The following is a 12,096-nucleotide window of genomic DNA, read 5'->3' as shown; positions in this document are numbered from 1 at the left end:
CAGCCGCGCGAACCGGGTCAGGACGGTGAGCCGGAGCGCCACTCGGCCACCGGAACCGGGTCGGCCCCGCCGTCGGCGACGTCCGACGCCGGGGCTCAGGCCACCGACGCCGTGTCTCCGACCCCCGACGAGGAGCCGAAGACTTCCGACGAGGAGCCGAAGACCTCCCCCGGGGAGGCGAAAACCTCCGACATGATGGCGCGGACCACCGACGCGGAGTCCGAGACCTCCGACGGGGCCGCGGCGGCACCCGACGAGAACGCGGCGGCACCCGACGGGCGGCCGTGGGCTTCGCCGGGCGAGGCGTGGGCCTCCGACGACCCGCCCGCCGACCTCATCGCGGACCCGTCGTCCGCTTCCCCGGTGGGCCGGCTCGCCGCCACCGTGGAGCGGCTCAGCCGGGAGGTGCGGGCCGCCCAGGCGGAGGCCGAAGGGCGTGCCCTGATCGAGCTCGCCAAAGGTGTCCTCGTCGAACGGCTGAAGTGCGGACCGGCCCAGGCCGCCCGACAGCTCGCCCAGTTGGCCGAGCAGGCCCAGGTCACCCCCCTGGAACTCGCCGTCGACGTCATCAACCAGGCCGCCCGGGACCGGATGTCCGAGGTGACGGACGCCTTCCTCGCCGCCACCCGGGCCGCCGACGACGCCGAGAACGAGTCGGCCGCCGTACGCCTGCGCGCGGCGGAGAGCGGCGTCCTGGCGGCGGACGACGCCCAGGCCGTCGCCGACGCGCTGCTGGAGCAGGCGCTGCGTCCCCTCGGCGCCGTGGCCGTGGCCGTATGGGCCGCGGGCGCCGACGGCTCGCTCACCCTCGCGGGCAGTGCCGGGTTCTCACCGGCTGAGGCCGCGCGCTGGCGTTACGTCCCGCCGGACGTGGTGACCGTGGCGCGACGGGGCCTCATCGAGCGCGAGGGGCAGTGGATCACCACCCTCGCCGCGACCGGGCTGCCCACCATCGGCCTGCACCACCATCCGGACGGCGGCCGGGTCGCCCTGCCCGCCGGCACCGGTGGCCGCATCCACGGCGTGCTGGAGATCGCCTGGCCGGAGCCGCTCACGCCCCAGCCCCCGCAGATCGTCCGCCAGGTGGAGGCGCTGGCCGAACTGTGCGCCCACACCCTGGAGACGCACACGCCGGCCCAGGGCGCGGCCCACGAGCCCCGCGTCCTGCCGGACGCCGCCGAGCTGATGGACCTGGCCGACGGACTGCACGATCCCGCCCTCGTCCTGGTGCCGCACCTCGACGGCGACGGGCACCTGGTGGACTTCCGCATCCAGCACGTCAACAGCAGGTTCCTGGACCCGGCGGGCAGGCCGCGGGCGGTCGTGAACGGTGCGCTGCTCCTGGAGGCCTACCCGATGACCGCCGGGGACAGCGAGTTGTTCCAGCGCGTCGAGCGGGTCTACGCCACCGGAGAGCCCTTCCGGACCCGACGGATGAACCTCACCGCCCTCGTCGACCAGGTGCCCCTCTCGGCTGTCGCGGACATCAGCATCAGCCGCCACGGCATGTCCGTCCTCCTCATCTGGCGCATCGAGGACGAGACGGCACGACTGGCCAGCCTGCTCCAGCACGCCCAACGGCTCGGCCGCATCGGCGGGTTCGAGGAGAACGTGCTCACCGGTGAGATCACCTGGAACGGGCAGCTCTTCGACCTCTACGGACGCCCCCAGACGAGCACCCCGGTCCCCCTGGAGGAGCTGCCGGCCCATGCCCACCCTGACGACGGCGTCTCCATCCGCCGCTTCCTGCGCACGCTGCTGCACCACCAGCGCCCTGCGGCGGCCGCCTTCCGGCTCCAGCGGCCGGACGGGGTGACCCGGCACATCCGGATCGTCGCCGAACCGGTGCTGGACACCGACGACCGCCTGCTCCTCGTGCGCGGGGCCTGCCAGGACATCTCGGCCCAGCACTGGACCGAGGTGGCGCTCGCGGCCACCCGCGACCAACTGGCGCACACCGAACAGCAGGCCACCGAACGCAACCGGCTGACCCTGCAGCTGCAGCACGCCATCATGCCCCCCACCCAGGCACCGTTGCAGGTGTCCGGTCTCCAGGTCGCCGTACGCTACCGGCCCGCGGAGACCGAGCAGCTGGTGGGCGGCGACTGGTACGACGCCGTCGTCCTGCCGTCCCGCAAGGTGCTGCTGTGCGTCGGGGACGTGGCCGGCCACGGTATCGAGGCCGCCACCAGCATGGTCGTCCTGCGCAACGCGTTGCGCGGCCTCGCGGTGACCGGCGCCGGGCCGGGTCAGTTGCTGTCCTGGCTCAACATCGTGGCGCATCATCTGACCGGCAACGTCACCGCGACGGCGGTGTGCGGGCTGTACGACCCGGTCCGGCGGACGCTGCGCTGGGCCCGGGCGGGACATCTGCCGCCGGTTCTCGTCCGCGACACCGAAGCGGCCCCCCTGCCCCTGGTCAAGGGGCTGTTGCTCGGGGCGGTGCCGGAGGCCGTCTACGAGGAGACCGAGCTGCAACTGGCCCCCGGGGACACCCTGTTGATGTACACGGACGGCCTGGTCGAGCGACGGGACCGCCCCATGGAGGAGTCCCTGACCCACCTCCTGACCACCGCCCGCTCGGCCCCCAGCACACTCGACCAGCAACTGGACCGCCTCCTGACCTACAGCAAGTCGGACACCGACGACGACACGTGCATCGTGGGCATCCGGGTCGGGTGAGGGACGCGAGTCCTGAAGCAGCGGACGGTCACCCGCCGCGCGGCGCTCACCCCGGCTGTCACAGATCCGGGCCCCGCCCTGTCTCTCTGGTGAGTCAGCACCTCAGCGAACGGAGACAGCGATGAAGATCGTGGTAGTCGGCGGTACGGGCCTCATCGGCTCCCAGGTGTGCGCCGTCCTGCGCGAGGGCGGACACGAGGCCGTGCCGGCCGCCCCCTCCGCGGGCGTCGACACCCTCACCGGCGAAGGACTGACAGATTCCCTCAAGGGCGCGGACGTGGTCGTGGACGTGTCGAACTCGCCGTCCTTCGACACGGGGCCGACCCTGGACTTCTTCACCCGCTCGGCCCGGAACCTGTTCGCCGCCGAGAAGGAGGCAGGCGTCCGCCATCACGTCGTACTCTCGATCGTCGGCGTCGACCAGTCCCCGGCTACGCGACCGCATCCCCGCGACCGAGGCGACCATGACGCCCGGTGTACTACGAGGCCAAGGCCGCCCAGGACAACGCCGTGCGCGGCAGCGGCGTGCCGTACAGCATCGTGCGCGCCGCCCAGTTCTTCGAGTTCGTCGCCCCCGTGACGGACATGTCCACCGGGTTCCGGCAGCCACGGGCCCACATAGGCTTCGCCGCGCACCCCCGCCGACCGGGCCACGTTGACCGCCAGCCGCGTGGTGATCTTCGCGAGGAACGCGCCCTGGTCCAGCACCGTGCTCCGGTCGGCGCCCTGCCAGCGCACCCACACGTCCTGCACCACGTCCTCGGCCTCCGACACGCTGCCGAGGACGCGGTAGGCGATGCCGAACAGCCGCGGACGCAGCCGCTCGAACGCGTCCGCCGCCGCCTCCAGCGCGTCGGGGAGGGGCCGCTGCTGGTCCATGAAGCCGATGCCTCCGGGGCCGACGGTCGTGTCCTTCGACAGTACGTCCCCCGGAGGACCGGCAAACGCTCCTAGTCCTCGTACAGAGGCGTCCACTGCGCCCGGGCGACGGCCCCTCGCAACTCCTCCTCCGTGGCCTGCGGGGCCACCCCGTCCTCGACGGCGGCGAGGGCCGCGGCCAGGGCGATCTCGCGGGCCGACTCCCGCATCCCGGCCAGCGGCGGCAGCAGCGGCACGGGGCCGTCGTCGCCGTCCGCCGCCCGCACGGCGCACCGAGCGACGGCCTGGGCGGCGGCCACGAGCATGCGGTCCGTGACCCGCGTGGCCCGGCTCGCGGTCACCGCGAGGCCCATGGCAGGGAAGACGTACACGTTGTTCGACTGCGCCACCGGCACCTCGTGCCCGTCGACCGTCAGCGGAGGGAAGGGTGAGCCGGTGGCGATCAGCGCCCGCCCGTCGGTCCAGCGGGTGAGGTCCGCGGGCTCGGCCTCGGAGTGCGAGGTGGGGTTGGAGAGCGGGAAGACCACGGGCCGTTCGCAGGTCGAGGCCATCTGCCGCACGATCTCCTCGGTGAAAGCGCCGTGTGCCGTCGACAGCCCGATGAGCGCCGTCGGCTCGACGCGGCGCACCACTTCGGCGAGGCCGGTGCCGTCCCAGTCGGCCACCTCGCTGTCGTCACGCGCGAACACCCGCTGCTGCGGGGTCAGTTCGGAGCGGGAGGACACCAGCAGGCCGTCGACGTCGAGGATCCAGAACCGGGCCGTGGCTTCGTCCTGGGACAGGCCCTCGCCGATCATGGCCGTACGGATCATGTCGGCGACGCCGATGGCGGCCGACCCCGCGCCCAGGATCACCACGCGCTGCTCGGGCAGCGGGGTGCCGGCCACGTTCGCCGCGGTGGACAGGGCGCCGAGCGTGACGGCGGCGGTGCCCTGGATGTCGTCGTTGAACGTGAGCAGCCGGTCGCGGTAGCGGGCGAGGATCGGGTGGGCGTGTGCGGTGGCGAAGTCCTCCCATTGCAGCAGCGTCCCGGGTAGCTCCGCCTCGACCGCCGAGACGAACGCCTCGATCATCTCGTCGTACTCGGCACCGGTCAGCCTCCGTGCGCGGCGGCCCAGGTAGCGGGGGTTGCCGAGCAGGGTCTCGTTGTCGGTGCCGACGTCCAGCAGGATCGGCAGGGTGCGGGCGGGGTGGATGCCGCCGATGGCCGTGTAGAGGCTGAGCTTGCCGATCGGGATGCCCATGCCGCCGACGCCCTGGTCGCCCAGACCGAGGATGCGCTGCCCGTCGGTGACGACGATGACGTCCACCTCGTGGTCCCGGTGCGGGCGGTTGCGCAGGATCTCCCGGAAGCGGTGCCGGTCCTCCCAGGTCAGGAACAGACCGCGCGGCCGCCGGTAGATCTCGCTGAACTTCTGGCACGCCTCGCCCACCGTCGGCGTGTAGACGACGGGCAGCAGTTCCTCCAGGTGCTCGGTGACCAGACGGTAGAAGAGCACCTCGTTGGTGTCCTGGAGCTGCCGCAGGTAGATGTGCCGGTTGAGGGGCTTGTCGTAGCCGTGGAACGCCTCGTAGGCGCGGGCGACCTGCTCGTCCAGGCTTTCCACGGCCGGCGGCAGCAGCCCGTCGATCCCCAGCTCCTGGCGTTCGCGTCGGCTGAAGGCGGTGCCCCTGTTGACCAGGGGGTCGGCCAGGGTCGTCACGGCGGGGCTGGTGGTGGGGCGGGGGTGATGTGTGGGCTGGTCCATGAGGTAACGCCTTCCCGTGACGCGCCGGTTCGTGCGGGTGACGTGTGCCATCCGGATGAACACCGGCCTGCTGGAAACGTCCCCCGGCCACCGATGAGTTCCGCCTCGCCGTCCGGTCTACCTCTCCGTACGACCCACCGCGCCCCAACGCCCGTCAGGAGACAGTGACATGAGTGCGATTCAGGCACAGGCACAGCAGACCGAGTCCGGCCTTCTCTCCACCCGCCCCGTGTGGCTGGTCGGCATACTCGCCACCCTCGCCGGAGCCGCCGTGACGGAGGCGTTCGCGCTCGTCGCGCGGGCCGCCGGCGTCCCGATGGAGGCGGCCGGTCCCGGCGCGACGGAGGCCGCGGAGATCCCGGTCGGCGGCTTCTTCGGCGGGGTGGTGTTCTGGTCGGTCGCCGGAATCGTCCTCGCCGTCGCGCTCGCCCGCTGGGCCGGGCGGCCCGCCCGCACGTTCACCGTGACCACCGTCGCGCTCACCGCACTGTCACTCGCCGGCCCGGCCGTCGCCCCGCACACCGCCACGTCCACCCAGATCGTCCTCGCCGCGTCCCATGTGGTGGCCGCCGCGGTCGTCGTCCCGCTGCTGGCGCGCCGGCTCGCCCACGTGCAGCGCTGAACACGCCGCACCCCCTCCACACCACCGACACGGGCCCGTCGCGCCTCGGCGCCGACGGGCCCGTCGCTGCGCTCCCGTCCCGCGCCACGCCGCGCGGCCCCATGCCCATCACCCCGAACGGCCCAATCCCGCTGCGCCGTAGGAGGCGACCGTCGATGAGTGGTGTGACCGTGGTGGAAGGGATGCGTGTGCACCCAGGGACGAGGAGGCACGATGGCGGAGGCATGGGCCGAGGGCAGCACGAAGAGCGCTGCCCCGAGGGGCGGCACCGGCCCGTCCCCGGGCGTCTTCGAGCAGCTCGGGGCCGTCGCCGACGCCGTCCTCTACGAGGGCTACCTCCTCTACCCCTACCGCCGCTCCTCCGCAAAGAACCGCGTGCGCTGGCAGTTCGGCGTGCTGTTCCCCCGGGACTGGGTGGAGGCGGACGGCCCCGTCACGCCCGGTGTCTCCGGCTCCGCCGACTCCTGGTACCAGCAGAGCGAGTGCCTGCTGCGGGTGCGGCAGCCCGGCAGCGCCCGCGTACGGGTGCGAGTGCGCTACCTGCAGATGCAGCGCAAGCAGGTGCAGGAAGCAGGTCACCGCCCGGTCGAGTCGCTGCGCACCGACGACGGCACGGTGCATCTGACCTTCGACGAGGCCCTGCCGCGCGAGTGCGAGGTGGGGGTCCCGCTCGGTGAACTCCTGCGGGGCGGACACACCTTCGTGGTGGGCGCCGCGGCAGGTGAGGACGTCGAGACGCTGCCGGAGGGCGCCGGGCGGGTGGTGCGCACCCGCGAGGAGATCCGGGCCGACACCACCGTCACCGCCGAACGGCTCTCCGACGACCTCTGCCGGATCCGCGTACGGACCACCAACACCGCGCCCGCGCCGCCGCCGCGCACCACCCGCGACGAGGCACTGCGCCGGGCCCTCATCGCCACCCACACCCTCCTCGGCGGCGACGGGGTGGAGTTCGTCTCGCTGATCGATCCGCCGACGGGCCTGGAAGCCGCCGTGCGCGCGTGCCGCAACGAGTTCACCTTCCCCGTGCTCGGCGGCGAGGCCGGCGACACCGGGCCCGTCCTGCTGTCCGCGCCGATCATCCTGCCCGACCACCCCCAGGTCGCCCCCGAAAGCCCTGGCGACCTGCACGACGCCGCGGAGATCGACGAGATCCTCACCCTGCGCACGATGCTGCTGACCGACGAGGAGAAGCGTGAGGCACGGGCCACCGACCCGCGGGCCGCCGCGATCCTCGACCGGGTCGACACCATGCCGCAGGAGGTCTTCGAACGGCTGCACGGCGCCGTCCGCTCCCTGACACCGGCCATCCCGACGGCGTCCGCCGACCGGCTGTCCGACGCAACGGTCACCCTCGCCGCGGCGCCTGCCGACCGGCTGCCCGGCGCTGTCGGCTCTCCGGCACCGGCCATCCCGACGGCGTCCGCCGACCGGCTGTCCGACGCACCGGTCACCCTCGCCGCGGCGCCTGCCGACCGGCTGCCCGGCGCCGTCGGCTCTCCGGCACCGGCCATCCCGACGGCGTCCGCCGACCGGCTGTCCGACGCACCGGTCACCCTCGCCGCGGCGCCTGCCGACCGGCTGCCCGGCGCTGTCGGCTCTCCGGCACCGGCCACCCCCACAGCACCCGTCGACCGCCCCGCCTGGTGGCAGGAGGGCGCCGACGACGGGCTCTCCCCGACCAGCGACACCGTGATCGTCGACGGTGTCCCCCTCGGCGGCGGCAGCCGGGTACGGCTCCGTCCCCGGGGACGCGGCGCCGACGCCCAGGACATGTTCCTGGCCGGGCGCACCGCCGAGGTCGCCGCCGTCTTCCACGACGTGGACGGCAGCGTGCACCTCGCCGTCACCCTCGACGACGACCCGGCCGCCGAACTCAACAACTGGTACGGCCGCTTCCACTACTTCCGGCCCGACGAGCTCGAACCCCTCGGGCCCGCCGGATCCCCGGACGAGCCGTCGGCACCGGCTCCCGCCGCAGCTCAGGCGCGGCACACGACCGACTCCGAGACCCCCGCAGCGGAGGCCGAGTGACATGACAACCCACAGCAGCACCACCGAAGTCAGCAAGGAACCCGAGCGGTCCGAGGACCGGCAGGGCATAGACGAGATCCACATCCTCTGGATCTCCGAGGGCATGAGCTGCGACGGGGACACCGTCTCGCTCACCGCCGCCGACCAGCCCTCCATCGAGGACCTGGTGCTCGGGCTGATCCCGGGCCTGCCGAAGGTGAACCTGGTCAACAAGGTGCTCTCGCCCAGCCTGGGCGGCGAGGACTTCCTCGCGCCCTACCGGGCGGCCGTACGCGGCGAACTGGGCCCGTTCATCCTCGTCATCGAGGGCTCGATCCCCAACCAGAACATCATCGAGGGCGACGGCTACTGGACGTCCTTCGGCAACGACCCGGAGACCGGCGAGCCGCAGACCCTCAACTGGTGGATCGACCAACTGGCCCCCAAGGCCTGGGCGGTGGTCGCCGCCGGCACCTGCGCCACCTTCGGCGGCATCCACGCCATGTCCGGCAACCCGACGGGCTGCATGGGCCTCGCCGACTACCTGGGCTGGGACTACACCTCCCAGGCCGGCCTGCCGATCGTCAACGTGCCCGGCTGCCCGATCCAGCCCGAGAACTTCATGGAGACCCTGATCTGGGTCCTGTACCACGCGGCCGGCTCCGCGCCCCCGCCCCCGCTGGACCACATGCTGCGCCCGCAGTGGCTGTTCGGGAAGACCGTCCACGAGGGCTGCGACCGCGGCTCGTACTACGAGCAGGCCAACTTCGCCACGGACTACAACTCGCCCAAGTGCCTGGTCAAGACGGGCTGTTGGGGCCCGGTCGTGAACTGCAACGTGCCCAAGCGCGGCTGGATGGCCGGCATCGGCGGCTGCCCCAACGTCGGCGGCATCTGCATCGGCTGCACGATGCCCGGCTTCCCCGACGCGTTCATGCCGTTCATGGACGAGCCCCCGGGCAGCACCCTGTCGTCCCTCGTCGTCAAGCCGTACGGGGCCGTCATCCGACGGCTGCGCGGCGTGACCAACGAGCTGGTCAACCACGAGCCCAGGTGGCGCCACAACAAGCACAAGCTGACCAGCGGTTACGACCCGCACTGGCGTCCCTGATGACGCGTCTTTGGACGAAACGTCCCCTGACGCACCCCACCACCCCACACATCACCGACAGCGAGGGGCAGTACCGCAGATGACCACCACCGAGGCCCGGCCCACGGACCGCAAGCCGCCACAGCTCGTGGACATGTCCTGGGACCCGATCACCCGGATCATCGGGAACCTGGGCATCTACACGAAGATCGACTTCGCCAACCGGGAAGTCGTCGAATGCCACAGCACCTCGTCGCTCTTCCGCGGCTACTCGGTGTTCATGAAGGGCAAGGACCCGCGAGACGCGGGGTTCATCACGTCCCGGATCTGCGGCATCTGCGGCGACAACCACACCACCTGCTCCGACTACGCCCAGCAGATGGCCTACGGCGTCAAGCCGCCCCCGCTGGCCGAACACATCGTCAACCTCGGCGAGGCCGCCGAGTACATGTTCGACCACACCATCTTCCAGGACAACCTGGTCTTCGTGGACTTCTGCGAGGCGATGGTCAAGGCCACCAACCCCGGTGTCCTGGCCCGCGCCGAGCGCACCGAGGCACCCCGCGGCGAGATCCACGGCTACCGCACGATCGCCGACATCATGAAGGCCTTCAACCCCTTCGAGGGCGAGGTCTACAAGGAGGCCCTCAAAGTCAGCCGGGTCACCCGCGAGATGTTCTGCCTGATGGAGGGACGGCACGTACACCCCTCCACGCTGTACCCGGGCGGCGTCGGCACGATGCCGCAGCCGACCGTCTTCACCGACTACCTCAGCCGTCTCATGCGGGTGATCGACTTCGTGAAGAAGGCCGTCGCCATGAACGACGACGTCTTCGACTTCTTCTACGAGGCGCTGCCCGGCTACGAGGAGGTCGGCCGCCGCCGCGTCCTGCTGGGCTGCTGGGGCGCCTTCCAGAACCCCCAGACCGTCGACTACCGCTACGAGAACATGAACTCCTGGGGCAAGGACATGTACGTCACCCCGGGCATCATCGTCGACGGCGAACTGGTCACCAACAACCTCGTCGACATCAACCTCGGCCTGCGCATCATGCTCGGCAGCTCGTACTACGAGGACTGGGTCAACGAGTCTCCCTTCGTCACCCACGACCCGCTCGGCAACCCCGTCGACATGCGCCACCCGTGGAACCAGACCACCGTCCCGGTCCCGCAGAAGCGCAACTTCGACGACAAGTACAGCTGGGTGATGAGCCCCCGCTGGTTCGACCAGCGCACCGGCGACCACCTCGCCCTCGACACCGGCGGCGGCCCGCTGGCCCGCCTGTGGTCGACCGCGCTCAGCGGCCTGGTCGACACCCCGTACGTCAAGGCCACCGGCCACAGCGTGCGCATCTCCCTGCCCAAGGGCGAGTCCCTGCCGGAGACCACTCTGGAGTGGCGCATCCCGCAGTGGAGCAACACCATCGAACGCGACCGCGCCCGGCCCTACTTCATCGCCTACGCGGCCGCCATGGCCCTGCAGTTCATCGAAGAGGCCATGGGCATGGTCCGCGCCGGCGAGACCAAGGTGTTCGAGAACTACGAGGTGCCCGACGAGGCGATCGGCTGCGGCTTCCACGAGGCGGTGCGCGGCGTCCTCTCCCACCACCTGGTGATCAAGGACAAGAAGATCGCCAACTACCACCCGTACCCGCCCACCCCGTGGAACGCCAGCCCCCGCGACATGTACGGCACCCCCGGCCCGTACGAGGACGCCGTCCAGGGCCAGCCCATCTTCGAGGAGAACGGGCCGGACGACTTCAAGGGCGTCGACATCATGCGCACGGTCCGCAGCTTCGACCCCTGCCTGCCGTGCGGTGTGCACATGTACGTCGGCAAGGGCAAGACGCTGACCACCCTGCACTCGCCGACCTACGGGGCTAACCATGGCTGAGGCCGCCGACGCACGGCTGGCCGACCCGGACGTCGAGGCCAGGCTCGGCCGGCTGGACGAGCTGCTGGAAGGCCTCGAGTCCGCGCCCGCCCCCACGACCCGCTCGGCGACCGAGGCGGTGGCGCTGCTGACCGAGGTCTACGGCGAGGCCCTGGCCCGGGTCCTGGACCACGCGGACGAGCGACTGGCCGAGTGTCTCGCCGAGGACGAACTGCTGGCGCACCTCATGGTGCTGCACGACATCCACCCCGAACCCGCCGAACGCCGGGCGGCCCGCGCGGTCGAACGCCTGCGGCCCGCCGTGCAGGAGCGCGGCGGCGACGTGGAGTGGGCCGGAGTGGAAGGACAGGTCGCCCGGGTGCGTCTGACGGCGGGCGGCGGATGCGGATCCGGCTGCGGAGGCGGAGGCTCCGAGGTCACCGACGCGGTCCGCGCGGCGGTGCTCTCCGTGGCGCCCGAGCTGACGGCGGTGGAGCCCGTGACCGAGACGGCCCCCGCGTTCGTCCCGCTGACCACGCTGACGCACCGGAGCGCACCGTGACCACCGACGGGGCATTGGCCCGCCTCATCCGCTCCTCGGCCGACCGCACGGCGGCGGCCGAGCGGGAGGTGTGCGACCTGTGCGCCGCACCGGTCGCCGACGAGCACGCCCACCTGTACGACACCGGGCAGGAGGAGGTGCGCTGCGCCTGCGGCCCCTGCTCCGTGCTGTTCGCCGACGCGGCGGCGGGGGAGGGCACGTACCGGCTCGTGCCCCGGCGCCGGGTCCGGCTGCCCGAGATCGACACGGCAGTGCTGGGCGTACCGGTCGGTCTGGTCTTCTTCGTGCCCCGCGCGGACGGCTCCGTCACCGCCGAGGGGCCGAGCCCCGCGGGGGCCATGCGATGGGAGGTGGAAGCGGCCGCCTGGCAGAAGCTGTCCGGCACGGTTCCGCAGCTCGCCACCGTGGAACCCGAGGTGGAGGCTCTGCTGGTGAACACCGTCCACGGCCTCGACCACCACTGGATCGTGCCGATCGACGACTGCTACCGGATGGTCGCCGTCGTACGCCGGGAGTGGCGCGGCCTGTCCGGCGGCGGCCGGATCTGGCCGGCCCTCGAGCGGTTCTTCGAGGACCTCACCGAGCGGTCATGACCACGCACTCCGCAGGCCGGAGGCGAGGAAGGAG

At 72.0% G+C, this 12,096-nt stretch carries 8 protein-coding genes and 1 pseudogene; 7 read left to right on the top strand and 2 right to left on the bottom strand.

What is annotated here, in order from left to right:
* Nucleotides 1-195: 195 nt before the first annotated feature.
* Nucleotides 196-2,682 carry a SpoIIE family protein phosphatase gene (locus tag A4E84_RS03995; RefSeq protein WP_079129331.1) on the top strand — a complete coding sequence of 829 codons (2,487 nt, stop codon included), beginning with the start codon at nucleotides 196-198 and terminating at the stop codon, nucleotides 2,680-2,682.
* Between the two features lie 594 nt (nucleotides 2,683-3,276).
* Here A4E84_RS03995 and A4E84_RS40345 read toward each other — a convergent pair.
* Nucleotides 3,277-3,561: pseudogene (locus A4E84_RS40345) on the bottom strand (sigma factor); the annotation flags it as partial.
* 71 nt (nucleotides 3,562-3,632) lie between these two features.
* Nucleotides 3,633-5,309, bottom strand: a complete 1,677-nt coding sequence (locus A4E84_RS03985; protein WP_062931283.1) for an NAD-dependent malic enzyme — start codon at nucleotides 5,307-5,309, stop codon at nucleotides 3,633-3,635.
* 169 nt (nucleotides 5,310-5,478) lie between these two features.
* On the opposite strand from A4E84_RS03985, the gene A4E84_RS03980 reads away from it, so the two are divergent.
* The 6 genes from A4E84_RS03980 to A4E84_RS03955 all read left to right on the top strand — a co-directional run bounded on the left by A4E84_RS03980 (nucleotide 5,479) and on the right by A4E84_RS03955 (nucleotide 12,062).
* Nucleotides 5,479-5,931 carry a DUF6069 family protein gene (locus A4E84_RS03980; protein WP_062925208.1) on the top strand — a complete coding sequence of 151 codons (453 nt, stop codon included), beginning with the start codon at nucleotides 5,479-5,481 and terminating at the stop codon, nucleotides 5,929-5,931.
* A gap of 213 nt (nucleotides 5,932-6,144) precedes the next feature.
* Entirely contained in the window at nucleotides 6,145-7,965 is a 1,821-nt protein-coding gene (locus A4E84_RS03975; protein ID WP_062925207.1) for a hypothetical protein, read from the top strand.
* 1 nt (nucleotide 7,966) lies between these two features.
* Nucleotides 7,967-9,055 carry an NADH-quinone oxidoreductase subunit B family protein gene (locus tag A4E84_RS03970; protein WP_062925206.1) on the top strand — a complete coding sequence of 363 codons (1,089 nt, stop codon included), beginning with the start codon at nucleotides 7,967-7,969 and terminating at the stop codon, nucleotides 9,053-9,055.
* A gap of 79 nt (nucleotides 9,056-9,134) precedes the next feature.
* Nucleotides 9,135-10,928: a nickel-dependent hydrogenase large subunit gene (locus A4E84_RS03965; protein ID WP_062925205.1), complete on the top strand. Its 1,794-nt coding sequence runs from the start codon at nucleotides 9,135-9,137 to the stop codon at nucleotides 10,926-10,928.
* On the top strand, nucleotides 10,921-11,469 hold the full coding sequence (locus tag A4E84_RS03960) for a NifU family protein (protein ID WP_062925204.1): 549 nt from the start codon (nucleotides 10,921-10,923) through the stop codon (nucleotides 11,467-11,469). The genes A4E84_RS03965 and A4E84_RS03960 overlap by 8 nt, the downstream gene beginning before the upstream one ends.
* The gene (locus tag A4E84_RS03955; RefSeq protein ID WP_062925203.1) at nucleotides 11,466-12,062 is read left to right on the top strand and encodes a DUF5947 family protein; all 597 of its coding nucleotides are present in this window, start codon (nucleotides 11,466-11,468) and stop codon (nucleotides 12,060-12,062) included. Before A4E84_RS03960 ends, A4E84_RS03955 begins: the two co-directional genes overlap by 4 nt.
* Nucleotides 12,063-12,096 lie beyond the last annotated feature (34 nt).

Source organism: Streptomyces qaidamensis, from assembly GCF_001611795.1.
GTDB classification, from domain to species: Bacteria; Actinomycetota; Actinomycetes; order Streptomycetales; family Streptomycetaceae; genus Streptomyces; species Streptomyces qaidamensis.
This window is presented reverse-complemented; position numbering and strand designations above follow the sequence as displayed.